The following is a 22,629-nucleotide window of genomic DNA, read 5'->3' as shown; positions in this document are numbered from 1 at the left end:
GCAAGCCGACGGCGGCCTGCATGAGGTTCATGGATACGGATTACAGCCTCTCAGCCCGCCGGAGCAGAGTCTCCGGATTTCAGCTCTCGGGAGCGGATTTGCACTGTTCCGCAACGACGCGTCGCCAGCGCCATTTTACACAGCAGGCCTGCGGGACAAGGCTTAGAACAGATCGAACGAAAACCTCTTCGAGATACCCAACCCGAAACTGAATTGGTCTTCTGTGCCAGCCTTGACAATCGGCGAATCAGCAGCGTCTCCCACAAGCCGACTGTACGTTGCCTCGGCGTTCAAAAACCAGGTCGGCCGAAACTCGTATCTTGCAACTCCTTTGATGCCCACGCTCTTGAAACCACCGTCTGGATCAAAGGCGTCAACTCTGAAGCCTGTGTTTGCCGATTCTTGAGCCGAAACTCCGAAATAGGTGCCCAGATAGTCGGCCGAGGCAGCTGTCGCGAAAGGCCCTAGTTTCAGCTCGAGCTCGGGTGTGGGTCGGGCTACCGCGTTGACGCCGAACTCACCGACGACGCCTTCAGCGCCGCCGAAAGCATAGCGAGCCTCGCCCCAAATCTCGGCATTGGTCCATTCATAGCTGGCCCGCAAACCAGCTTCGAATGCAGCGTCAACATCATCAAGCCCGACCAGGTCGGGATCATCGTTGAAGTCCCGATCAGAGCTGTAGTTGAAGGAGGGGCCGACCGCGAATCCGCCAGCCTGAGCCTCTGGGCTGCCGATTGCAAACAGGCCGGGGATGACGAGATAGCCGAAGCCGATCAATGGCCACGGAAAGACCTCATAATCCTCCGAGCCTTCATATTCAGGCCGAATGATGCCGCCGAGGCCGAGTTCGATGACAACGTCGACGTCGGTCGGCGGCGCCTGATCCACCCGCAAATCGTCGGCTGACCAGGCGCGCGTCGCAAGCAACACGGTTGCAGCAGCCAAGCTGAGGCCAATCTTGATCAAAGCTTCCAGTCCTTTCGGATCTGAGATACCGATCACCTTCAAAGTGAAGTATGACCCAAGATGCTGCAAGCGATACTGACGTAGTGAATACAAGCAACCGCGTCGTGTGGCCGATTTGTCACCACCTGCTCGTCCAACCGAAGTGTCCTTCCCGCGCAACATTGATGGGTCGGGCTCGGCAAAGCTGGCGACGCGCACGACGCAACGGTTCGCAACCCTATGGCTTCGAGCGTGCTCTTGAGGCCGGGAGTGAGGCCGGGAGTGAGGCCGATGAGCGAGCGACGGTGCGGCGGCGGATGTTTCACGGCATGAGCAAGTCCACCTCGCAGCCTAGGAGGTCGCCCGCGAACCTCGCGGCGACGTCTCGATAATCGTCTATAGGCCATGGGGAGAACCCGGCCCAAAAAGTCATCCCGCGCTCCACGTCCGGTTTTGTCACGTCTCGCCCGAAAACGCACCCGGCAGTTAACGGGCGCATTGAGGCCCGGCAGCCTTGGGGCCGTGAGCCGACCGTCAGCTTCCCGCTCCTGAAACTTCAGGAACGGACGTTCAAGCACGGCGACCATCGCCGGCGCTTGCTCGTCCATGATGCGGTGGCCCCGTCGACGTAGAGCGTCTCACCCGTCGCTTCACCCGCCGAACAGGCCAAAACCATCGCGGAAAACGAACTCAGAACTGGATAGAAACTGGGGGCAGCGTCACCGATCTTGACCAGGTCGTAGCCGCGAAGCTTGCTGTCGATTGCGAGATCGAACAGGGCGCGGTCACGAATTGTGAAACTGGTGGGCCCGGAGGATCGGGCACAATCCAGAGAACTCAACCCCTTACACCTGCTAACCGAACTAAAACCCCTCATTGAACCCACAAGGGATTTTCTAGCGTCTGCTAACCGCAAGCGCCGCTCGCGACCTACCATCGGAGCGTTCTTGCACAGATGCTACCGGGCTACTAGCTGCCCCGCCCGAACGTTCGACGCTTGTAAGTTAACCGCACCCCACCCCTAAAATGAAAGACCGTCCCCCTCGGCAAAGGGTGACGGTCAAACTGGTTGGATGCTCAGCTACGAGCGGGTCTATGGATACCGCATTTCGCATCCGATCACAACTCGAAAGGATCGAATGCGCCATGTCGAAATCAGCAAACACCGAGTGCGGCACGTTTTCTCACAAGGCGGAATTCCCCCTCAGGAGTAGCCCCGTCAATCCTATTCCCGCTCCTGCGAAAATCCCCAACGCTGCACACAGTGACGATTTCATCGCCGACCTCCAGACCCTGACGAAGACGCAGCTCCGGACCAAATACAAAGCCGAGGAAAGCTGCCACAAGAACATGCTCAGCCGGGTGAAGGCGAAGGGGGCGGTTGTCCACCCCGAGTTCAAAAAGTTCGACAGCTTCCTGTCCATCATGGGACCGATGCCCCAGAAAGGAATGACGGTCGATAGGATCGACAACACCGACCCCGAGTATGCGCGGCACAAGGTGCGATGGGCAGACAAGGCAACCCAGAACTCCAACAAGTCGGACAGTCTCATCTACATCTGCTCGAAGACGGGGCAGACCTACTCCACCGCGCAACTGGCGAAGCAGCAAGGCGTTTCTCTCAGCGCGATACGTAAGCGCAGACCCAACGGGTGGTCGGATGACGAGATCATCGCGGGAAATCGGTTTCACTCCGGTTCCGTCTCTCCCGCGCTGATGTCGCAGGGCTACATCCCCGCACCGTCGGTGAAGAACCTTCATGCGAACTTCATTGCCTTCTCGGTCTCCTCGCTATGGGGCTATCCACAATTGGATTTCCCGGCTGGCATCTACACCGCGAAACAGCGTCACCGCATCTGCAACCCGACGATGGACGATCACCGTTTTTCCCAAGACGCACGCTACTACCAGCATGAGCGGCAGTATGGTGACGGCGAGCATATTCCCGCGACAAAGGGGGAGTTGATCCGGTCTTTGCTGGAAGACGGAGACGGCCATCTGGTCGCTGGTCTCGAAGATGATGGCGACGAGCGGCATTTCGTTCGAGTGGTCACGCGCAATCCGCATTTCTATTTCCCGAACCTCCCCCAGCACCTTCGCGAGATAGTCCGGGACCATGATCGCGAATGGGTGGAGAAGATGGAGCAGCGGTTCCACAAACTGGAAGTTCAAAGCGCGGTGGAAGCTAAGGCCGCTGCCACCCTCAAAGATCAACTTGGCGACCAGATGTAGGCCGGACCAGACAAGTCAGCGTCCACGGCTTCGCGGGACAAGGCGGGCTGTAGCGGAGACACGCAACGACAGAAACGACATGGCCGCCGATACGGGCTTCGATAGTAGACTAAATACGCAACCCTTAAGAGAACAAGGGCTTGCGCTCGATGGCGATCGTCCCGAATAGCATGTCCTTGTCCATGAAAGACAGGTACGCTCACGAGCGACATTTGCAGGCTGGAGACAGCAAGCAGCAATTGATGCTGCCCTTCGGCGATAGCTCTCCCGCAAATGATCCTAACCCAGTTGTGAAATCAATTTCACAAGCTGATCCAATCTACCGGCTCGTGATCTTCCTTGCGGAAAATGCCGCGCTCGAAGACCACCTAGCTTGGGAGGCTGACAATAGACGCGCCCGTAGCGATGGCGGGGCGAGATGACGCGCCCGCTCCAGCCAGAGCTTGCCCGAACAGCGGTATCCACTCGGCTATGGCCTCATAGGTGATCGTCCGGTCGAAAGGACGGCACTCGTCGGCGTAGCGGCTGATGAACGCCTGTGGAGCGATGATCGCCGTCTCCCATCCTTCGTAGCGCAGGTATCTAGGATGGCCGGACAGGAACTCGGCCCGCTTCGGGTAGGCGTCGCCCTGATTGGGTCGCAGAATGCCGTGAGGGGGCTTGTTCTCGAAGTGCAGAGCGAACCTGTAGCCGTCGCTTGCCTCGAAGACCGTGAAGATGTCGGTCTCGCCTTCTGTGCCATCGGGCATGACGCACCAGACGTGCCGCCAACTGTGAGCAGGCATTCGGCGGGACTTGCTCAGTTCCTCCGTTAGCAGCCGAAGGTTGGGACGCAGATGCGCGAATTTCGATCCTGACAGCACCCAGTCGCGAAATGCCTCATTCCCGTTCAGCATGTCCGCGAAGGCGATGTCGAGTTGCTTTTCTGTGATCTTGACGTTCGGCATCGAAGTCCTTGTTCCGCTCACCCGGGTTGCAACGAACTGATGCACTCTCCGTAAAATGTCTTGGTGTCTTGGCCGGGCGCGCTTACCGAGACGTTGGCAGGGAGACGTAGGGAGAACGAGAACTCCTGCGCTCCGTAGGAAGCGAGCATCATGCTCGAACCGACGCTCAGGGGAACTGGGGGTGTCTGACCAATCTGGAGTGTATTGTCGTTGGCTCCCATACCTCCACGAAACGTCAAAAGCATCGGGGGCATTCGCTCGAAGTTGCAGCTGACGACCACGGGTTCACTCGCTCCAGCAACCAAGGGGGTGAGCAGGAACGGGATGGCTGCGAGCATGCGTATCATCAGAACCTAAACCCCGGCGTGCTGGAGGCCGCATCACTTTCCATGTCGATGCAGCCTTTTAGAATGGCATAGGAACGGTCGCCAAAACGGGCGACCTCATCGCAGTAGTGCTTTGTCTTTGAAGGCAATCCATTCCAGATGCGCTTGAGGCTATCGTAAGCCTCTTGTTCCATCTGGATGCATCCGTTGTAGATCATCGCGCCGCCGCCGCCAAAGTCGGAAACGGATTTGCAGTATCTTGGCGGGTCATAGCGTGGGATGTCGCTTGCCCATGCGGGAGCGACCGCCAGCAGGGCCATGACTGCGTATATGAGTTTCATGGTACCCGGCGCGATGGCTGTGACCAAAAGTGGCGATACTGTTCGAGGCATGACCATTTCCGAAAAGTTTATGCTGGTCTGACGGAAACACGCTGCGGGTGAAGTCCGCGTAAACGGCACTGGCACAAGCGTTCCGCCCAATCCGCAAAAGTCGATCCAAGGTTAACCAATCAAGCGGATAGCGCCGCGACGCTGATTTTTATTGTTCGCATGCACTCGCGTTGCTCCCCACGCTTTCAAGCGGGGTCGATGTTCGGCCCTCCCAGTCCTCGGGAGCTACGCCATGCACTTCGATCTGATCACCACCGACCCCGCCCTCCAACCTCTGGTCTCCGACTATGAGGTTCCGACCGTCGAGCCTCTGCCGGTGTCGTCGTGGGTGGCGGCGAGCGTCCTGCAAAAGTCGGTGCGGCGCGGCGACATCATTTTCGGGCTACGCGCCGCCGCAACCCTCTTGAAGTCCGACCCGGCAAAGCTGTGGAGGCGATTGGCCGGGATCGTGTTCGAGGATGTCGGCCTTGGCGATCTTGATTGCGTCAGGCTGGTCATGGCGGCCTCGGGCAAGTCCGTCCGACAGCAGCACGGTGGTGAGTGGCCGGTAGCTGCTCGGGTCGTTACGCGAATGTGTGAGGCGAGGAAGTGCAGGGCGACCGACGACATGTTCCTGACCATCAGTCACCATCATGAGCTTGACGAGCTACGGGCCTCGCAGGAGGGCGCTGACCTCTCGGAGCACCTTTCCCGCATCCGGGAGCGCGGCGCGCTTCTGGGCCTCGCTGGAGCCGCCCTGAACGCCAGTGGCGTCCGGTGGACAGGAAGGGTCGAGGGGAAAGCCGCAGATGCCGGTGCAACATTCGCGGCGATGCGTGAGGCGGGTGTCGAGCATGACATAGTGGCGCTGGCCGAGCAGGGCTTTCGCCGCACGAGGGAAGCCCTTCCGCTCTTGCTACCGCTGCTGACCCTTGCCTTGCCGTCCGGCGTTCTTCCTGCCCAAGACGACGAGTTTCCTCCTGTGGTGATCGGGCCCTCGGGCATCCCGACCTACTGCTACGATGCGTTCTCGTGGGAAGGGAAGTCGGCACTCTCTCGGTTCCTGAAACGGAATACGAGAACCGGGCGCTGGTTGCGCAGATACTTTCCTGCCGAGCGCCGTCTCACCGTTCTGGCCGGTGGGCTTTTCAGGATCGAGGGTGGTCTGGTCAGGCAGCGTGTCGAGTGGCCTTGCGCCATGACGCTGCGCTGGCTCGCGGACAGCGGCTACCACAACATGAAGCTCTCCGATCCTGCCGGGTTTCTCGATATGATCCGAGCCGACCTCCCGACGATTGACATGGAGCGTGCAAATGTTCGTTGAGCACAACAGCGCCGCCGTTACCGTGGTCCCGACCGGCAACATGACGCCGAGCATCCTGCCGGTAGATGTGCAACGGTTGATCAGCGCGTCACTGTCCGATGGGACGAAGCGTGGATACCAGCACGACATTGCACAATTCGAGGCGTGGGGCGGGACCATCCCGACCTCTCCCGAGATCATCGCCGCCTACCTTGCGCACCTGTCCAGCACCCACAAAACTGCAACCATCGTGCGGCGCGTCACGGCGCTGTCAAAGGCGCATGAGGCCATCGGAGCACCGAACCCGACGAAACCCGAAATCGTGCGGGCCACAATGCGGGGGATAAAGAGAACACTCGGCACCGCAAGCAGGGAAGCGAAGCCAGTGTTGCGGGAAGACCTGTTTCAGATGCTGGAGTGCATGGGCAACAGCACCAAGGACATGCGCGACAAGGCGCTACTCCTGCTCGGGTTCGCAGGAGCCTTCCGTCGAAGTGAGGCGATTGGCCTCGATGTGGCCGACATAGAGCATGTGCGGCAAGGCATTGTCGTGACGCTGCCCAGGTCGAAGACCGATCAGGAGGCGCGGGGCTGCAAGATCGGTATCCCCTTCGGTCGCTCACGCTGGTGCCCCGTCAAGCATCTGGCCGACTGGCTGGATCATGCAAAGATCGAAGCCGGGCCGATCTTCCGTGGTATCAATCGCCACGGTCATGTTGCCGATCAGCGCCTTTCCGGCGAGGCCGTTTCGATCATCGTGAAGGAAAGGGCAGCGGCAGCGGGCTTCGACCCCAACGCCTACAGCGGGCACAGCCTCCGTGCGGGTCTCGCCACGAGCGCCGTGATTGCGGGTGTCAGCACGCTATCCATCCGACGCACCACACGTCACGCATCCGAGGCCATGCTCGCCCGTTACGTTCGTGTCGGCGATATGTTCACTGACAACGCCGCAGGGGCTATTCTATGATGCGGCATGGTTCTTCGTCATCGCCGGACGGGTGACACGGAACGCGGTCGCCTCGTGAAACCACTCATCAATGTCCCATCCAAGCAACCATTCTACGTTGCCGCCAGAGCAGGAATAGGCTCCGTTTTGCTCAGACAGCCGAATGCTCGATACAATGATGAGAGCAGTGTTTCCCTTCTCACTCCGATGAAGTGCGACTTCGTTCGCGGTCATCAGAATGCCATCGGCCCGGTCGCTCGTCGTGCCTTTGACCTCAACCTTTATTTGCGTCCCCTTCAACGTTGCCTCGATGTCGAAAGGACTTGTGGCTGATGTGTCCCGCACCGCATATCCGTTGTCGCGCAAAAACTGCGAAGCGACATCCATCGCTCGCTTCTCGACCGCCCTTCGAGCCGGTGCAGACAGCCCATAGCCCTGTCGTCTGGAGGGCCGATTTAGCGGATTGAGCGCGGCTTCGATTTCAAGCTCGCGCTGATCGGCATCGGTGAGATTGCGTCCTGTGGCTTGGGCCGCGTAAATGGGCCGAAGACGTTGTGCAGCTTTCTCGAACAGCCTGCCAAAGTCCGTGGTGCGGATGTCACTGTAGGCGACGCGATGAGAAATGGCTGTCGCTCGCTGGAATGAAATCGGCAGCGGGCGTCGCGCCCCAAAGTCCGCTGGATCATCGAACGGCACCAAGGTTCCGAACTCCTCGACCACAACCTGTCGCGCCCAAGCAGTCTGTGCGTCCAGTTCATGATCTGGGAGCGGGACTGAGCTTCCTTTGTGGAAGCGGGAAGAGCCGCAACCGACCGTGACGTGCACTGCCGACCCGTCGGTCGAGAAGTGCGTCACGCAGTAGAAGCCTTCGGTCGGGTTTGGCGACATGCTGCGTGAGCAGAACCTTACCCAAGGAAGCTCTGTCTTCCGCCCGATGCCATCCGAAGCATCTACGAGGAGATCGTCACCGAATGCGCCCAACGCCGCAGCTAGACGTGGACCGAGCTTTTCGACCTCTGCTCTGAGATCACTTCGCACCAAGCGACCGCGCTCCTGCATCGCTGGTGTGTTTGCTGCCGAGTATTCCGGCTGAAGTTGGCAGATACGTTCAAGTGCCTCGTGCACGGCGTCCCCCTCAGCTCGCGCCAGCCTGATCAGGCGCAGCACCTAACCTCCGAAACACTTTACATTTAGTAGCCTAGAAATCTGGTCCGTGCCGCGCTTCCCGTCGCGCCACTACCGATTTCTACGGCCATCTTTGTTTCGCCCACAGACGCTTTGCAAGCAAGTGTTGCAGTTCAGACAATCCAGCACCAAACTCAGCGCGAAGCAGGGGGGAAGGGAATGCCCAAAGTTGGAAGAACGCTAGAGTATCGTCGGGTGCGATGGTTAGCACCGGGCCACAGTCTAGAGGCGTTGCTGCGGCAGGCGTGGGGTCAGCTTCCCACTCAGAACGACCGAACAGTGATCAAGACCGATGGCTCGTCCGTTTGCGGGGTTCGAGCTAGAAACTACGAAGGCGGTGGCTTTGCCATACAGTGCGCGAAATACACCGCAAATCAGTCGATAGGGGTGCTTTCGATGGTCCCTGTGCCGGACGCGGAAATCGGAGAGCGTCATCCCGATGCTGAGGAAAATTTCCTCAATGCAGACTTTATGGCGTTCTTCCACGGCAACCACGTCATTGCGATGAATGCTGGCAGAAACGCTGCCGCCCTCGCCAACTATCTGCGTGGTCTTCTCGGCGCAGCGGGCCTGCCAAACCATACGACCCAGTTCGAACTGGCTCGCGTGGGTGATCTAAACGCCTTGGCTATGATCGAGAACGTCGGCGTGAAGACCGTTGAACTAAGCGTAGACATCGCGGAGGCCACGGCTGTCGAACTCGTAGATGGCGCTGGTCCCGACACCATGTGGAACCGTGCGAAACGAGCCGCCGCCTCTACTTTAGGCGCTCTCATCGCGCAGGACGACCAGCTTGCCCATATTCGTGAAGCGGAGGCAGGGAGGGTCACGGTCTCCATCAACATCAAGAAGGGCGATCTTCTCGCTGCGAAGGCGGGTCTTGATCATCTAGGTCAAGAAGTTGCGGAAGATGAAGATGCGAGCGACTTTCTGATCAAGCTCCGGGATGGCCAAACCATCAGGCCGGACGAGGTAGCAGTCCGGAAACGGGTTAGCATCGACGCGGTGGCGAATTCCGTGAGCGCGGACGAAACGTGGACGAAGATGCGCCACTATATGGAGGAACTGGCCGCAAACGGCCAGTTGGAGGCTTGAAGTGCAACTTCGTCGCGAACGCCCGAGCATCGACTGGATCAGAGCGACGAAAATCGTTCTGGCGGTGATAGTGTCTGCGTTCGTCGGGTATTGGTTTCAGCCCTCAATCGCTAACAGTCCTGAGGCGGTGAATACCGTTGTCACCATCTTTTCAATACTCGCAGGGTTCCTCATCGCGGTCATCACGTTTATCGCCGAACCGACGCTGAGCCGGGCAAAAGACTGGCAGGAGTTGCAGTTGATGAAGGCGACCATCCAGCGGCAGTTGTTCCGGCAGAAGGCGCTGTTCTTTTTATATCTCGTCACATTGGGCATTGCGCTTGCCATGTTCCTTGTGCCGAAGGCTCACATGGAAACACTGTGGTGGCTTCAAACCTGCTTTCTCGGCCTCGCAACCTTTGTGTTCTTGGCGTCATTCGCTCTTCCGGGATCATTGATGAAGATCCAAATGGAGCGCTACGAAGCTGCTCTGGAGAGCACCAAACCACAGGCAGTAAAGGACGCGAAAGCGATTGCTCGAAAGCGAGGGGCCTGAGCATGGCGGATTTCTGTTCCTTCAAGCGATGCCCCGTCAAAGCCGTGGCGGGTAGCCACTAGGGCCAGCCGATTTTGTCCCCGGCAACCGTCGGCGGCTACAGCCCACCCACCGTGGTCCCGCGAAGTGACGGGACAACACCTACAGCAAGCGACACCCGTGTGGGGGCAACCCATTCAGTTGACCAAAGCGACGATATGAGAAACCTTGCCCGTTGTGGAGGGCGGGCAAGATGGTCAGGATCGCTGCATTCTTTATTGCACTGGTTTGGTGCGGATATTCATACGCCGCCGATGACGCCGTGGCACGCTACAAGAACTATCTCCCGCGTGAACTCCTAGCTCTGCCGGAAAAGGAACGCTCGAGTTCCGTGCCGATGATGTATACTGGCGCTGCAAATCTAGCGGTGTCGCAAGGGGGCGATGTCGTGATGCAGGCAAACCTGAACACGTTGATGTATAGTGGCTTGGCAGACTACGAAGCCTCAAAGAAGGCCTTTCAGTCCGACCTCGGAGAAGAACCTACTGGTGAACTGACAGTCAGCCAAATCCACACCCTTGGCTATCGTGCCTCCCGTGTAAATCTAACCTATGTCAGCTTCTTCCCCTTCGACTTTGGAGGGGTGATCAACAATGTTTGGGCATCGGTGGAGGGGACTGTCAAAATACTTGATGAGAGGATCGCATATCCCGTCAACCATGTGGTGATCGAATGCGAACGTGCCGCCAGCAGGTGCAGCTATCGCCAGATCGCGTTGACATTGCCCGATGAGAACTCTTGGACGCAGTCGTACCATATTGGCCAGATCGCTGATGAAACCTATCGGATCACCCGCTGGGAAAACAATCAGATCGACGCGGTTCCCTATGAGGCTACTGGTTGCCGCATCAATCAGCTAAGTCTCAATTTCACAACAGAAGAGTTTTTCGAGATAGCACGGAACAATACGTCCGGCGACTGTGAAACGCTTCTTGGGGTAACACTCCCTCGACTTGAAAAGCCGAGAATGTCTCAAATCGTTGAAGGCAAGGACATCGTGGACGCGGAGTTCAAGCGCATCAACGAAGAAGCGTTTGGGTTCCTTTCCAGCAGCTTTCGCAATCAGATAGAGGCTCTAAAACCGCAATGACCGACGGAAATTGAAGATGTTGACAGCCACGGACGAAGAAAAGGAGGGCGTTACAGCCTACTATCTCTCACAATCGCCGGGCGCGAAAGTCAATTTCCTACAGAAGGTCTATTCGGAAGCTGTGATCGGTCACAAGCATGACGTTTGGGATGTCCATGCCAGCGATGGACGGTGGTGGGTCATCACAAATCCAACGAACCTATACTCCCAAGACCAGTTCCCGAATATGGATTTAGCCGTCACCTTCCACATGGGCTTGTGCCTGCGCATTCCACGCACTCAGAAGCAAAAACTTTCGGATGTGCGGGTGCGGCCTTTCGGGGAAGTTTTCGTCAAGCTCCAGAATGCATCCGACGCCCTTGGGCAGGCGCAAAGCGTAGCGGACTATCAGGCTATCGGCATGCGCAGTCGCGAGGCGCTACTTGCCTTCGTGGCCGCTGCACAAGACGTCACCGGATGGAGCACGGACGCCACGCCGAAACGCGCCGACTTTCGTGCTTGGAACGAACTCATCTGCAATGTCGCCCTTTCAGGGCCCAGTCAAAAGGAGCGGCGTCATCTTTTGAAGTCCATGATGGGCGACATCTGGACTTTCGCGAATTGGCTGACACATGCTCAGTCCGCTACCTGGCACGATGCAGAAGTGGCAATCACCACGACAGAACATGCCCTTGGCATCGCTACGTCGCTCGTCCTTCGGCACATTCGTGAAGTACCGGATCAATGCCCGAAGTGTGGTTCGCCTCACCTGTCACCGGAAAAAGGTTGGCTTGAAGACCTGCCCGAAGTCGCTTGGGAACGTCCGGTTTGTGACGAGTGCGGTTGGACGGGCAAGCCTGTTCCCGTGGGAGAGCGTGAGTTGGACCAATCCGACGAACTGATCACGCGGGAAGGTGGGGACGGCGGTGATGAATGTATCATCCCCACGGCTCCGCTCATGAAGCTGGAACGACCGGGAGACAAATAGGTCACTACTTGCGACGCAGCAAATGTTGCGTCCGTCTGTCGATTTCCCGAACTGCCTATGCATGTAAAGTCTTGAGCTGTCCGCGAGGATCGTCACGGGCATGAGGTAGAAGATCGTAGCTGACGAGTTTTGCCATATCCAAGAAGTACTTGGACTTTCGTTTAGGCTCTGCTCGGAGCCATTCCGCCAGTTCGGATTGCGTTACCCGCAACCAGTCGGGAAACTCGTCGGGAGCGTTGAACTCGCCTTCCATGAAGCCGAAAAGGGCATGAATGTAGATCACCCGACCGACGCCGGGGAAATCGTAAACCTCGGTTCCACGGCTTCCATCGAGCCGACTTTCGATCAACTGGCGTCCCACTTCGACGACAAGTGCATCTTCTGGGTATCGCTCATCCACGAGGAACCAGTTGGCAATCTCTCGTCTCCGTTCATTGTCGTCGCGACCGTGAAAGGCACCCAGCCCCATGTTACAGATTGTGCAGCAGGGCACGAGCCTGCACTCCCCGAACCGTTCGCGAATGGCCTTCTTCGTCACCAGTCCGCCATCGGCGAACCTGTGCAGGATGTAAACGGGCGGCTGGTGATCGAGCTTCCCGTCGTTCGGCATTCCACAATAGATGCACCTGTCTCCTGCGACTGGTTGGTAGACGTGCTCGAAACGCTTCTCAGCAGCGCGGCGATTGTATCTCTGCTTGACGCGGCCCATGAGCGTTCAACACCGAGATGTTGGTCGAAGACATCCTCGATGCTACCAGCAGTCGCTAAAAGAACTGGTAAGTCAAAAGAGAAAACTGTTCCTTTTTGATCAGTACGTCAGCAGATTTTCTTGGCCTTGCTCGATGCCGCCCTAGCGCCGGAACATGTAGCTGTAGGGGCCGGGAAGAAATGTCGCGGGTGGAGAAGCCAGACAAAATCGTAAGTCACTTACGAATTGGATCGGGCCTTCTCTCTGCGCTTAGGCTTCGCCTTCATCCACTCGGGGCGACTGTCCACCTTGAAGTGATCGTCCAGCCAGTCGAGCCTTTGCCACGCCGCTTCCAGCTTCTCGTTGTGATCGGTCAAGATCATGTCATGAATGTCCGTGACCGGAAGAACGTTTGCGTTGGCGTCTAGGCTGATCTCAAGCCGCCACATGATCTCCGCAGTCAGCGAACGGTTGTTCGCCTTCGCCCTTTCCATCAGCCGCTCACGCAGGTCCGACCCCTCGGGAAAGCGGATTTGCATCTGATGCCCGGCCTGCTTGCGTTTACCATCACTCACGCCATCTACCTCATAGGTATCAGTAAGGTTTGCTCTATCCACCTAGTAGGTGTATAGTAGGTATATTGGTATCGCAATGTCGCGTGCCGGTCAACAGGTAAGGAGTAACAGTGAAATGGGTATCGCAGTGGGAACGACAGGGCACGCCGGGAAGCCCCCGAAGGCCTCCCATCTCAAGAAGGGTCTTCCTGCCAAGGCCAAGGCCAGTCTGAAAACTAAACTCGTCAAACCCGACACGGAGGTCTCGGAAGGCGAGGTCATCATAGGCTTCGACTACAACAGCATTCTGGAACCGAAACTGCGGCAGATGGCGCAGGAGGCAGCGAAGCGCATCGCGGAGAACAACCGCACTATCGAAAGCAAGGTGCTCGACACCGGGCGGACGCTGATAGCGTTTAAGGAAGCCATCAAGAGCAAGGGTAGGTTGTTCGGCGACTGGATCGAGGCTGCGTGTCCTTTCTCCTACAAGACCGCCCTCAACTACATGGCCGTCGCCCGCGAGTTCGGAGACGACTATCATCTTCTGACCTACATCCCTTCGCAAATGCTCTATCCCCTCGCCAGCGGCAAGGGCTTGGACGATGCCAGAAGCGCGGTGCTGGAAGCAGCCAAAGACGGCAATCCTCTCCCTGTTTCAGAAGTCGAGAAATTGATTTCACAGCCTAAAGCCCCAATCGGGGACGGCGACGAAGACCCTGCCAGCATTGACAAGGCCGAAATCCGTAGGACCGCAGCGGCGAAGGCGATGAGCATTCTTCAAGAGGACATTGGCGACTTCACCGGGTTTATGGCGCTGGTGCGCGAGGCCGGACGCGAGTTCACTATCATGTTGAACAACACCGTGAAGGGAGCCGCGTGATGCCTCGGAAGAAGATCGCGCACAGCCGCACCGATGTCCGCGCCATGTGGGATTTGATGCAGAAGATGGGGCTGGAACCCGTCTCAGTGAAGTATCACCCGGACGGCACGTTCCGTATCATGACCGCGAAGCACGCGGAGATCACAAAGCCGAATGCGGAAACGGTTTCCGGCACCTATTGGGACAAGGTGCTTCACCATGGTTAGGCACAAGCGCCCCAAATACATCCATTCCTATCAGGACCGGCATGGGAAGGAGCGTGTCTATTTCAATCGACCCGGCATACCAAAGATCGCCTTGCCGGGTCCGATCTACAGCGAAGCGTTCTGGACAGACTATCACAAAGCCCTTGCTGGCAACCCGGAAAAGCCGAGCGTCGGCGCGTCGAAGACCGTTGCGGGGACGATGAATGCTCTGATCGCGGAATACTACAACTCGTCTGCGTTCACGTCGAAAGCCGAGACGACACGATCAACCTACAAGAACCAGCTTGAAGCCTTCCGCAAGGAGCATGGCGACGGTCCCGTAAGAGAGATCAAGACGAAGCACATTGACGCCATTCTTGGCGACGTGGCCAAGAAGTCCACCGCACAGGCGCACAAGCTGAAAAAGCGGCTCACGACACTATTCAGACTGGCGGTCAAATGGGACTATCGTGACGATAACCCGATGCTGAATGCGGAGCGTGTCGAGCACAAAACCACCGGCTACGAGCCGTGGACGGAAGCTGACATCACCAAGTTTCGCGCCCATTGGAAGGAAGGGACGCCCCAGCGCACCGCCGTTGAAATCCTGTTGTTCACCGGCCTTCGTCGCTCCGATGCTGTACGCATCGGGCGACAGCACATTCAGGGCGACCGAATTGAGATCAAGGCCCGCAAGACCGGGACCGAACTCTCAATCCCGATCCACCCGGAGTTCCGCGCAGTGCTGGACATGATCAATCACGAGCATCTTGTGTTCATCGTCACCGCCTACGGCGCGGCGCGGTCCGAGAAGGCTTTCACCAATTGGATCATCGAAGCTGCCCGTGAAGCCGGACTGGCCGCGCATAGATCACCCCACGGGCTGCGGAAAGCCGCCTGCCGTCGCCTCGCAGAAGCCGGTTGTAGCGCGTCGGAAATCATGTCCATCACCGGCCACCGGAACCTTGCGGAAGTGGAGACCTATGTGCGCGATGCCAACAAGAAGAAGCTGGCGGACAGCGCCATCAGCAAGGCTTACGGTGCATCGTGAGAACGGCGCGAGAACATAAATCTGCTAACCGCATGACCCGGTTAGCACAAATCGCCTACAAACGCTTGATTTCATTGGAGGCAAGCATGGGGATGGTGGGCCCGGAGGGACTCGAACCCCCAACCAAGCGGTTATGAGCCGCCGGCTCTAACCATTGAGCTACAGGCCCCACCCGGGTGCTGGCTTAGTGATTTTTCTTCGGCGACACAAGACTTTCCACCCGGTCATATGGTCCCTGCCGCAATCGCCCCATATTCGCCGCGTAGCGCAGCACACGGAACAGATCCAACGGAGACCATCATGCCGAATCGCCTGCTAGCCGCGGCCCTCGCCGCCTCCATCGCGCTGCCCGCCGCCGCGCTCGCCGCCGAACCGACGCCGCCGCGCATCATGGTAGTCGGCGAAGGCGAGATGACGGTCGCGCCCGACATGGCCCTGCTTTCGCTCAGCGTCATGCGCGAGGCCAAGACGGCGCGCGAGGCGCTCGACGCCAACAACGGCGCCACCGCAGCCGTCATCGCCGCGATGAAGAACGCCGGCGTCGCCGATCGCGATCTGCAGACCTCGAACCTCCAGATCAACCCGCGCTACGACTACACGCCCAAGCCGGACGGCACCCAGGAAGCCAAGCTCGTCGCCTACCAGGTGACCAACACCCTCTCCATCAGGGTGCGCGACATCGCCAAGACCGGCGAACTGATCGACCAGGCGGTGACGCTCGGCGTCAACCAGGGCGGCAACATCACCTTCACCAACGACAATCCGTCCGCCACCATCACCGAAGCCCGCAAGCGCGCCGTGGGCGACGCCATGGCCAAGGCCAAGACGCTCGCCGAAGCCGCCGGCGTCGGCGTCGGCAAGGTCATCGAGATGTCGGAGATGTCTTATGCGCCGATGCCCATGCCGATCGAAGCGAAATCGTTCGACGCAGCCCTTGCCCGCGCCGTCCCCATCCAGGCCGGCGAGAATGCCTACAAGGTTCAGGTCAACGTCACCTTCGAACTGAAATAGAGGCCTCGGCCGCAGCTGGGCCTGCCAGAAAGGCGGGGAACACTGGATCCCCGCCGATCCTTCCTTCCGGCGTCGCGATGTGATGCCTGAGGCACTCTGCGTTTGCGCCCGTTCCGCCTGCCCTCGCCTGCGCCGTCTCGCGCTTCGGCAGGCCGCTCACGATGCGCCTGCCGGCACTTTGCGGCAGCGCGTGATTACGATTTCGATGGAATCGGCGCGCGCCCGACGATCGCCGGCCGGTTTCCCCGGCGGCATGCGCATCGCACCGGTGCCGACGCCCCCCTGTCGGCGTCTTCTGGTGCGTCAAACCCAGGATGGGTTCACTCACTGCGCCGGTCGAGATGCTCGACCGACGACATCCTTCGTCAGTAATTCACCGCCGCTATTGGCGGCGAGACCGGCTCGCCAAAGAGAATGGCATACGTGATCGGATCATAATAACGCATGATTCCCTTCACGAATTCTTTGGGCGCGACACCGAGATGCTTTGCCCACTCACGGTAACGCTCAGGTGGAACACGGCCCCTTCCATTCTCGATCTGAGATACGAATGTATAGTATTCGCATCCAACCAATTCAGCGAACTGACGTTGAGTAAGATTTGCCTCTTCTCGCAAATTCTTCAACCACAGTCCGCCTGACTTTCGGAGTTTCTTGACGTCTGGATCATGTAAATTTTGTATGTTGCTGAACATTTTGTATAGCGTTGTTAACACCCTTCGATGATTGACGGTGAGAAATCGCACAAAAGATTAGGAGATTCAACAGTTAAACATCCACCACGCACCTTAGTACAACCAGACAACTTATGATAGAAAATTTCCTTTTTCAGAGCAGAGCGCCATGCGCAGCTGACGCCGAAAATGCAGAAAGCCGGGGCGGCGGCCCCGGCTTTCGTTCAGTCATCCGTTTTCGCTCAGTAGCGAATGATCGGGCAGTTTCTCCCGCGACCGAAGGTCACCACCACGCGTTCGCCGCGGTCGCGGCCGCTGACGCGAATGGTGTTGCGGGTCACGTCGCGAACCGCCACGCGGCGAAGGCCGATGCGTTCGGCCTTGTCGAGAGCGCGCTCCGGCGTGCAGGCGCGCCAGTGGCGGTCCCGGCGGTCATGCCTGTCCCACCGGTTATGGCGGCCGTCGCGATCGCCGACATAGACGCCGAAGCGGGCGTCCTGCTGTCCGCCGAAGTTGAGGTAGACGCCGTCGGCCTGCGCGGCGGCGGGCATGGCGGCCAGGCCGCCGAGGCCGATCATGGCCGAGAGCGCGAGGGTCTTGAAGGTTCTGAACATCGTTTCTTCCTTCCGGGGGCGGTTGGTCCTGTCGTCGCCGAAGCGATGAGGGGAAACTAGGACGTTCCGCCTGAACGCGTGGCCAACCGCGCGTTCATGTACGGTTCAGGAGAGCTGCAGATCGGGCGCGGGAAGCTCTAGGGCTCGCGCTCGAGCATGTGGTCGAAATAGTCTTCCGGCTCGTCCAGGTCGGACTCGCTGGCGGTGATCCTGCCCTTCACCGAAATCCCCGCCCGGTGCACGCTTTGACGATCGCCCGACACCAGCGGATGCCAATCGGGCAGATCCTCGCCATGCGCGACCAGCCGGTAGGCGCAGGTCGAAGGCAGCCAGGTCAGCGTGCGCACGTTCTCGGGCGTCAGCTGCACGCAGTCCGACACCTTCGCCAGGCGGTTCTGGTAGTCGCGGCAGCGGCAGGTCTTGGGATTGAACAGCCGGCAGGCGACGCTGGTCCAGTGGATCTCGCCGGTATCCTCGTCCTCCAGCTTGGCGAGGCAGCATTTGCCGCAGCCGTCGCAAAGCGATTCCCACTCGGCGGCGGACATCTCCTCCAGTGATTTCGTCTTCCAGAAGGGCTGGCTCATCGGCGTGCTCTGGACCTCCCGGGCGCTCGCGTCAATGCCCATGCACCGGGGATAGAACCCCCGCGTCATCTTCCCGACACGATGCCGCCGGGCAAACGCCACCTGGGCGGACAATCCTCCCCGATCGGAACCAAACCCCTGCGAGGGAAGTTTGCGTGCCGGATGGGACTGATTGGAATGACAGGAGAATTGGATGACAGGCCACCCCAAGATCTGGGCAGGAACCGCTCTTGCACTGCTGATGGCGTCCATGCCGCTCGGCAGCGCCGGGGCCTTCCAGCAGCGCGTGCTGCCCGAGCAAGAGGCAGCGGCGCGTGCGCCCGTCATCCTTGCGCAGGATCAGCCCACCGAGGAAGAACTGCTGAAACGCAAGCAACAGCAGCAGGAAGAGGAGCAGCAGGAAGCACCCCCTGCCGAAGCGCCCGCGCCCGAACAGCCTCCAGCCGAGGAGCAGGCCCCGGCGCAGCAGCCGCAGGCCGAGCAACCTCCAGTTCCCGAGGAAGCGCCCGCCCCGGAGCGGGCTCCGGCGGAAGAGCAGGCTCCCGCAGAGGCCGAACAGCCTCAGGCGCCCGAGAACGCGCCTTCGCCAGAGCAGGCACCCGCCGAGCAGCAGGCTCCGACAGAGGCCGAGCAGCCTCAGGCTCCCGAGGAAATTCCTGCGCCCGAGCAGCCGCCCGCCGAGCAGCAGGCTCCGGCAGAGGCCGAGCAGCCTCAGGCTCCCGAGAACGCGCCTGCGCCAGAGCAGGCACCCGCCGAGGAGCAGGCTCCGGCGGAGGCCGAACAGCCTCAGGCTCCCGAGAACGCGCCTGCGCCGGGGCAGCCGCCCGCCGAGGAGCAGGCGCCGGCAGAGGCAGAGCAGCCTCAGGCTCCCGAGAACGCGCCCGCGCCGGAGCAGCCGCCCACCGAGGCAGCGCCAACACCTGAACAGGCTCCCGCCGAGGGGCAGCCTCCCGCTTCCGACCAGGCGCCCGCCCCTGGCGATCAGTCCGGTCAGGCGCCTCTGCCCGAAAACGCTGCTCCGGTCCTGGACAGCCAGAAGCAGCAGCCGGCGCCGGCTCCGACAGAGGGCGCTCCGACGGAAGGCGCTCAGCAGCCGGGTCAGGCCGCGCAGCCGCAACAGCCGGCCCAGCCGGACGGCACGCAAGCGGCACATCCTGTTCCTGCCGAGCCTGCCGGTCCGCCGCCGGCCGACGATCGGGCAGCCCAACAGCAGGTAGCCCCCATCGAGATCCGCCCCGTCACCGCGGAAGAAGGAACGCGCATCGAGCGCGCGCCGGACTTCCGCGCACAGGAGCGGCGTCAGGGCGTCGAGGTGGTGCGGGAGATCGGCGACCGCGTCGTCATCGAGGTCAACAACCAGGTCATCGTGGAAAGCAACGACCGGCCGCGTCTGACGCGCGGCGCGCGCGAGGTCTACTATGAGGATCTGCCGCGCGGCCGCACCCGTGAGACGGTGGTCCGCGAAAACGGCTTCCAGGTTGTGACCATCCGCAACCGCTATGGCGACGTCGTCCGTCGCTCACGGATCGCGCCCGACGGCACCGAATACGTCCTCGCCTATGTCGACGACGACCGCTACGAGGACGACGGCATCTGGCATGATCCGGGCCTCGATCTGCCGCCGATGCAGCTTGTCATCCCCGTCGAGGAATACATTCTCGACGCCGGCGGCGTCGAGGATCCCGACCGCTACTACGAGTTCCTCGATCAGCCCCCGGTGGAACGCGTCGAGCGTCTCTATTCCATCGAGGAAGTGAAGCGCTCGGCACGCGTGCGCGACAAGACGCGGCGTGTCGACCTCGACACCATCACCTTCGAGTTCGGCTCGGCGTCGATCGCGGAGAGCGAGGTGCAGAGGCTTGAGGGCGTCGCGCAGGCAATGGAACGAATGCTTAAGGATAGCCCTGCGGAGACCTTCCTGGTCGAGGGCCACACCGACGCGGTCGGCAGCGACCTCGCCAACCTTGCGCTGTCAGACCGGCGCGCGGAGGCCGTCGCCGAGGCGCTGACCAATGTCTTCGGCATCCCGCCGGAGAACCTGGCGACGCAGGGCTATGGCGAGCAGTATCTCAAGGTGCGCACGCAGGCACAGGAGCGGGAGAACCGGCGCGTGGCCATCCGGCGCATCACGCCGCTCGTCGCGCCCGTGGCGAAGGCGGACTAACGCTGGCGCCCGCGCCTGCCGGCATTAGACCGGCTCCGCGCAAAGGCTCGAAAAACCAACCGGTCGGCGGCCTGCCGACCGGTTTTTGTTGTCCGCCTCTCTTGAAAAATCACATTCCCGATGGAAGAACGCCGGCGGAATCGCCCTGTGGAGATTGTATGAAGCGCCTCGAACTCGCCATCGAATCCGTCATTCTCGCCTCGCGCTGGCTGCTGGTCGTCTTCTATGTGGGGCTTGGCGTGGCGCTGGCGATCTACGGCCTCTCCTTCGGCAAGAAGCTTGTCGAGTTCGCCACCACGGTTCTCATCCTCGACGACACCGACACCATCCTGAAGATGCTCGGCCTGATCGACGCCGCGCTGGTCGCGTCACTGGTGGTGATGGTCATCATCTCGGGCTACGAGAATTTCGTCAGCCGCTTCGACAACCACGATGGCGAGATCCACTGGCTGGGGACGATCGATGTGGGGTCGCTGAAGGTGAAGGTCGCCTCCACCATCGTGGCGATCTCCTCGATCCACCTGCTGCAGGTGTTCCTGAACGCCAACACCTATACCGACGCGCAGCTGATGTGGATGACCATCATGCATCTTGCCTTCGTCGTGTCGGCGCTGATCCTCGCCTACATCGACCGCGTCACCGGCCTCAGCAAGGCCGGCAAGGAGAAAGAGGCTCAGGAGCCGGGCCTGTAGGCTGTCCGTTCAGACGCAGACTCCCCGCATCCTGGGGGCGGCCTCCTAGAACAGCCCTTTCACCTGTGTCCCGCTGCGCGCAAACACCTCGTCCGGCACGAAAAAATCCCCGGCGAGCGGACCCGTTGCGCCTGGCGCGTACTTCGAAAAATCGGTGACGCCCTCGGCGCGCAGCACCTCTTCGTCGATATAGAAATTGCCGGTCGCCTCTCGGGATGGCCGGCTCACGATCGCATGGGCGGCATCGGCCATGATGTCGGCCGAACGGCTCTGCGCCGCCACCGCGTCGCCGCCCAGAAGGTTGCGGACCGCCGCCGTATCGATCGCTGTCAGCGGCCACAGCGAGTTGACGGCGATGCCGTCCTTGGCGAACTCGGCGCTCATGCCCAGCGTGCACATCGACATGCCGAACTTCGCCATGGTGTAGGCGACGTGGTGCTTGAACCACTTGGCCTCCATGTCGAGCGGCGGCGCCAGATTCAAAATGTGAGGATTTTCCGCCAACTTCAGGTGTGAAATGCACATTTTGGAGACGAGGAACGTTCCGCGCGTATTGATCTGGTGCATCAGGTCGAAACGCTTCATGTCGGTCTGCAGGGTGCCGGTCAGTTGGATGGCGCTGGCGTTGTTGACGCAGACGTCGATGCCGCCGAACGCGGCTACGGTCTTCTCCACCGCCTCGGCCACCTGGCCCTCCTCGCGGATGTCGCAGAGCACCGGCAGCGCCTTGCCGCCGGCTTTCTCGATCTCCTCGGCCGCAGTGTAGATCGTGCCCGGCAGCTTCGGGTGAGGCTCCGCCGTCTTGGCCGCGATGGTGACGTTTGCGCCGTCGCGCGCAGCCCGCAGCGCGATGGCGAGACCGATGCCGCGCGAGCCTCCGGAAATGAAAAGCGTTTTGCCCTTGAGCGACATGGCAGCCCTCTCTCATGACTTTTGGCGATCCTCGCCTGTCACAGGTCGGGATTCAAGTTGGGTATGGGGGACGCAACGCGATCACACCGGCACCAGCCCCTCCCGCATCGCGATGACGATGGCGTCGGTCCGGTTAACCGCGCCGAGCTTCGTCAGCAGGGACGCGACATGGAACTTCGCCGTGTGGACCGAGATGTCGAGCCGGCGGGCGATCACCTTGTTGGGCGCACCGTCGGCGAGCAGCGCCAGCACTTCGAGTTCGCGCGCCGAGAGCGCCGTCCGCGGCCGCGTGGATCCGGCATTGTCGACCGCCATGGCCAGCGGCCCGTCATCCGGTCCATTGCGCCTTGCGGCCGGGGACACGTCAAAACCTGCCGCCACCAGCCGCACCGCCGCGACGACAACCGCATCCTCGACCCTGGCGGGCAGCACCGCCTCCGCCTCGCCCTCCCCGCCGTCCGCTCCGGCCGAGATGCGCAGCGACCCATCCTCGACGGCTTCCATGACGATCACGTCGGCGCTGTCGGCGATTGCATCGACCGTCGTCAGAAAGTCGCCGTCCGCTTCCATCGCCGCAGCCAGCCGTTCGGCGCGGACGCTGTCCTGAATTGCGAGAAGAACGATGGTGCGGTCCGGCAT

Annotated in this window: 24 protein-coding genes and 1 tRNA gene; 13 read left to right on the top strand and 12 right to left on the bottom strand. The window is 60.3% G+C overall.

Translation table 11 applies throughout. From position 1 onward, the window contains the following. Window positions 1-162: 162 nt before the first annotated feature. Window positions 163-966, bottom strand: a complete 804-nt coding sequence (locus tag PD284_RS10430) for a MipA/OmpV family protein (protein WP_274628133.1) — start codon at window positions 964-966, stop codon at window positions 163-165. Between the two features lie 1,074 nt (window positions 967-2,040). Here PD284_RS10430 and PD284_RS10425 point away from each other — a divergent pair. Further along, window positions 2,041-3,177, top strand: a complete 1,137-nt coding sequence (locus tag PD284_RS10425; RefSeq protein ID WP_274628132.1) for a hypothetical protein — start codon at window positions 2,041-2,043, stop codon at window positions 3,175-3,177. A gap of 368 nt (window positions 3,178-3,545) precedes the next feature. On the opposite strand, the gene PD284_RS10420 is transcribed toward PD284_RS10425, so the two are convergent. Next, a complete protein-coding gene (locus PD284_RS10420) occupies window positions 3,546-4,124 on the bottom strand; it encodes a hypothetical protein (protein ID WP_274628131.1) in 579 nt (192 codons plus the stop codon). Window positions 4,125-4,470: 346 nt separating this feature from the next. Beyond that, a complete protein-coding gene (locus PD284_RS10415; protein WP_274628130.1) occupies window positions 4,471-4,791 on the bottom strand; it encodes a hypothetical protein in 321 nt (106 codons plus the stop codon). Between the two features lie 283 nt (window positions 4,792-5,074). Here PD284_RS10415 and PD284_RS10410 point away from each other — a divergent pair, with 283 nt between their 5' ends. Both PD284_RS10410 and PD284_RS10405 read left to right on the top strand, forming a co-directional pair. Then, window positions 5,075-6,145: a hypothetical protein gene (locus PD284_RS10410; RefSeq protein WP_274628129.1), complete on the top strand. Its 1,071-nt coding sequence runs from the start codon at window positions 5,075-5,077 to the stop codon at window positions 6,143-6,145. Beyond that, entirely contained in the window at window positions 6,135-7,091 is a 957-nt protein-coding gene (locus PD284_RS10405; RefSeq protein WP_274628128.1) for a site-specific integrase, read from the top strand. The genes PD284_RS10410 and PD284_RS10405 overlap by 11 nt, the downstream gene beginning before the upstream one ends. Here the strand turns inward: PD284_RS10405 and PD284_RS10400 are convergent. Beyond that, window positions 7,086-8,237 carry an MrcB family domain-containing protein gene (locus PD284_RS10400; RefSeq protein WP_274628127.1) on the bottom strand — a complete coding sequence of 384 codons (1,152 nt, stop codon included), beginning with the start codon at window positions 8,235-8,237 and terminating at the stop codon, window positions 7,086-7,088. The genes PD284_RS10405 and PD284_RS10400 overlap by 6 nt on opposite strands. A gap of 297 nt (window positions 8,238-8,534) precedes the next feature. Between PD284_RS10400 and PD284_RS10395 the strand changes: the two genes are divergently transcribed. The 4 genes from PD284_RS10395 (at window position 8,535) to PD284_RS10380 (ending at window position 11,981) form a co-directional block, all read left to right on the top strand. After that, window positions 8,535-9,350: a hypothetical protein gene (locus PD284_RS10395; protein WP_274628126.1), complete on the top strand. Its 816-nt coding sequence runs from the start codon at window positions 8,535-8,537 to the stop codon at window positions 9,348-9,350. A 1-nt stretch (window position 9,351) separates the two neighbouring features. Further along, window positions 9,352-9,885, top strand: a complete 534-nt coding sequence (locus PD284_RS10390; protein WP_274628125.1) for a hypothetical protein — start codon at window positions 9,352-9,354, stop codon at window positions 9,883-9,885. 232 nt (window positions 9,886-10,117) lie between these two features. Beyond that, complete coding sequence (locus PD284_RS10385; RefSeq protein ID WP_274628124.1) at window positions 10,118-11,014, top strand: hypothetical protein; 897 nt, start codon at window positions 10,118-10,120, stop codon at window positions 11,012-11,014. A 16-nt stretch (window positions 11,015-11,030) separates the two neighbouring features. Next, window positions 11,031-11,981, top strand: coding sequence for a hypothetical protein (locus PD284_RS10380; protein ID WP_274628123.1), 951 nt, complete (start codon window positions 11,031-11,033; stop codon window positions 11,979-11,981). Window positions 11,982-12,036: 55 nt separating this feature from the next. Here the strand turns inward: PD284_RS10380 and PD284_RS10375 are convergent, their stop codons facing one another. Then, the gene (locus PD284_RS10375) at window positions 12,037-12,690 is read right to left on the bottom strand and encodes a hypothetical protein (protein ID WP_274628122.1); all 654 of its coding nucleotides are present in this window, start codon (window positions 12,688-12,690) and stop codon (window positions 12,037-12,039) included. Between the two features lie 218 nt (window positions 12,691-12,908). Further along, a complete protein-coding gene (locus tag PD284_RS10370; protein ID WP_274628121.1) occupies window positions 12,909-13,286 on the bottom strand; it encodes an Arc family DNA-binding protein in 378 nt (125 codons plus the stop codon). 73 nt (window positions 13,287-13,359) lie between these two features. Between PD284_RS10370 and PD284_RS10365 the strand changes: the two genes are divergently transcribed. Genes PD284_RS10365 through PD284_RS10355 form a run of 3 tightly spaced genes read left to right on the top strand, consistent with a single transcriptional unit; the run spans window position 13,360 to window position 15,339 of the window. Further along, entirely contained in the window at window positions 13,360-14,103 is a 744-nt protein-coding gene (locus tag PD284_RS10365) for a hypothetical protein (protein WP_274628120.1), read from the top strand. After that, window positions 14,103-14,309, top strand: coding sequence for a hypothetical protein (locus PD284_RS10360; protein WP_274628119.1), 207 nt, complete (start codon window positions 14,103-14,105; stop codon window positions 14,307-14,309). Before PD284_RS10365 ends, PD284_RS10360 begins: the two co-directional genes overlap by 1 nt. Beyond that, entirely contained in the window at window positions 14,302-15,339 is a 1,038-nt protein-coding gene (locus PD284_RS10355) for a tyrosine-type recombinase/integrase (RefSeq protein WP_274628118.1), read from the top strand. The genes PD284_RS10360 and PD284_RS10355 overlap by 8 nt, the downstream gene beginning before the upstream one ends. 93 nt (window positions 15,340-15,432) lie before the next feature. Here the strand turns inward: PD284_RS10355 and PD284_RS10350 are convergent. Then, window positions 15,433-15,508, bottom strand: a tRNA-Ile gene (locus tag PD284_RS10350). Window positions 15,509-15,639: 131 nt separating this feature from the next. On the opposite strand from PD284_RS10350, the gene PD284_RS10345 reads away from it, so the two are divergent. Continuing rightward, entirely contained in the window at window positions 15,640-16,350 is a 711-nt protein-coding gene (locus tag PD284_RS10345; protein ID WP_274628117.1) for an SIMPL domain-containing protein, read from the top strand. 365 nt (window positions 16,351-16,715) lie between these two features. On the opposite strand, the gene PD284_RS10340 is transcribed toward PD284_RS10345, so the two are convergent. From PD284_RS10340 to PD284_RS10330, 3 genes are all read right to left on the bottom strand, one after another. Further along, window positions 16,716-17,045 carry a helix-turn-helix domain-containing protein gene (locus PD284_RS10340; protein WP_274628116.1) on the bottom strand — a complete coding sequence of 110 codons (330 nt, stop codon included), beginning with the start codon at window positions 17,043-17,045 and terminating at the stop codon, window positions 16,716-16,718. A gap of 221 nt (window positions 17,046-17,266) precedes the next feature. Next, window positions 17,267-17,638, bottom strand: coding sequence for a hypothetical protein (locus tag PD284_RS10335; protein WP_274628115.1), 372 nt, complete (start codon window positions 17,636-17,638; stop codon window positions 17,267-17,269). A gap of 137 nt (window positions 17,639-17,775) precedes the next feature. Then, complete coding sequence (locus PD284_RS10330) at window positions 17,776-18,222, bottom strand: YcgN family cysteine cluster protein (RefSeq protein WP_274628114.1); 447 nt, start codon at window positions 18,220-18,222, stop codon at window positions 17,776-17,778. Window positions 18,223-18,415: 193 nt separating this feature from the next. Between PD284_RS10330 and PD284_RS10325 the strand changes: the two genes are divergently transcribed. Then, window positions 18,416-20,386, top strand: a complete 1,971-nt coding sequence (locus PD284_RS10325) for an OmpA family protein (RefSeq protein WP_274628113.1) — start codon at window positions 18,416-18,418, stop codon at window positions 20,384-20,386. A gap of 158 nt (window positions 20,387-20,544) precedes the next feature. Next, window positions 20,545-21,078, top strand: a complete 534-nt coding sequence (locus tag PD284_RS10320) for a TIGR00645 family protein (protein WP_274628112.1) — start codon at window positions 20,545-20,547, stop codon at window positions 21,076-21,078. 45 nt (window positions 21,079-21,123) lie between these two features. Here PD284_RS10320 and PD284_RS10315 read toward each other — a convergent pair whose 3' ends face one another. Continuing rightward, on the bottom strand, window positions 21,124-21,990 hold the full coding sequence (locus PD284_RS10315; protein ID WP_274628111.1) for an SDR family oxidoreductase: 867 nt from the start codon (window positions 21,988-21,990) through the stop codon (window positions 21,124-21,126). 81 nt (window positions 21,991-22,071) lie between these two features. Further along, window positions 22,072-22,629: a helix-turn-helix transcriptional regulator gene (locus tag PD284_RS10310; RefSeq protein WP_274628110.1), complete on the bottom strand. Its 558-nt coding sequence runs from the start codon at window positions 22,627-22,629 to the stop codon at window positions 22,072-22,074.

The organism is Mesorhizobium shangrilense (genome assembly GCF_028826155.1).
Classification (GTDB): Bacteria; Pseudomonadota; Alphaproteobacteria; order Rhizobiales; family Rhizobiaceae; genus Arvimicrobium; species Arvimicrobium flavum.
The sequence above is the reverse complement of the archived record's forward strand: the minus strand, read 5'-3'. Positions and strand labels throughout refer to the sequence as shown.

What these genes read in the sequence shown, in the direction of transcription:
- PD284_RS10320 (WP_274628112.1), top strand. Translation starts at nt 20,545, where the DNA reads ATGAAGCGCCTCGAACTCGCCATCGAATCCGTCATTCTCGCCTCGCGC.
- PD284_RS10405 (WP_274628128.1), top strand. Translation starts at nt 6,135, where the DNA reads ATGTTCGTTGAGCACAACAGCGCCGCCGTTACCGTGGTCCCGACCGGC.
- PD284_RS10420 (WP_274628131.1), bottom strand. Translation starts at nt 4,124, where the DNA reads ATGCCGAACGTCAAGATCACAGAAAAGCAACTCGACATCGCCTTCGCG.
- PD284_RS10330 (WP_274628114.1), bottom strand. Translation starts at nt 18,222, where the DNA reads ATGAGCCAGCCCTTCTGGAAGACGAAATCACTGGAGGAGATGTCCGCC.
- PD284_RS10310 (WP_274628110.1), bottom strand. Translation starts at nt 22,629, where the DNA reads ATGCCGGACCGCACCATCGTTCTTCTCGCAATTCAGGACAGCGTCCGC.
- PD284_RS10415 (WP_274628130.1), bottom strand. Translation starts at nt 4,791, where the DNA reads ATGAAACTCATATACGCAGTCATGGCCCTGCTGGCGGTCGCTCCCGCA.
- PD284_RS10355 (WP_274628118.1), top strand. Translation starts at nt 14,302, where the DNA reads ATGGTTAGGCACAAGCGCCCCAAATACATCCATTCCTATCAGGACCGG.
- PD284_RS10340 (WP_274628116.1), bottom strand. Translation starts at nt 17,045, where the DNA reads ATGTTCAGCAACATACAAAATTTACATGATCCAGACGTCAAGAAACTC.
- PD284_RS10360 (WP_274628119.1), top strand. Translation starts at nt 14,103, where the DNA reads ATGCCTCGGAAGAAGATCGCGCACAGCCGCACCGATGTCCGCGCCATG.
- PD284_RS10335 (WP_274628115.1), bottom strand. Translation starts at nt 17,638, where the DNA reads ATGTTCAGAACCTTCAAGACCCTCGCGCTCTCGGCCATGATCGGCCTC.
- PD284_RS10345 (WP_274628117.1), top strand. Translation starts at nt 15,640, where the DNA reads ATGCCGAATCGCCTGCTAGCCGCGGCCCTCGCCGCCTCCATCGCGCTG.
- PD284_RS10380 (WP_274628123.1), top strand. Translation starts at nt 11,031, where the DNA reads ATGTTGACAGCCACGGACGAAGAAAAGGAGGGCGTTACAGCCTACTAT.
- PD284_RS10375 (WP_274628122.1), bottom strand. Translation starts at nt 12,690, where the DNA reads ATGGGCCGCGTCAAGCAGAGATACAATCGCCGCGCTGCTGAGAAGCGT.
- PD284_RS10325 (WP_274628113.1), top strand. Translation starts at nt 18,416, where the DNA reads ATGACAGGCCACCCCAAGATCTGGGCAGGAACCGCTCTTGCACTGCTG.
- PD284_RS10425 (WP_274628132.1), top strand. Translation starts at nt 2,041, where the DNA reads ATGGATACCGCATTTCGCATCCGATCACAACTCGAAAGGATCGAATGC.
- PD284_RS10385 (WP_274628124.1), top strand. Translation starts at nt 10,118, where the DNA reads ATGGTCAGGATCGCTGCATTCTTTATTGCACTGGTTTGGTGCGGATAT.
- PD284_RS10315 (WP_274628111.1), bottom strand. Translation starts at nt 21,990, where the DNA reads ATGTCGCTCAAGGGCAAAACGCTTTTCATTTCCGGAGGCTCGCGCGGC.
- PD284_RS10410 (WP_274628129.1), top strand. Translation starts at nt 5,075, where the DNA reads ATGCACTTCGATCTGATCACCACCGACCCCGCCCTCCAACCTCTGGTC.
- PD284_RS10365 (WP_274628120.1), top strand. Translation starts at nt 13,360, where the DNA reads ATGGGTATCGCAGTGGGAACGACAGGGCACGCCGGGAAGCCCCCGAAG.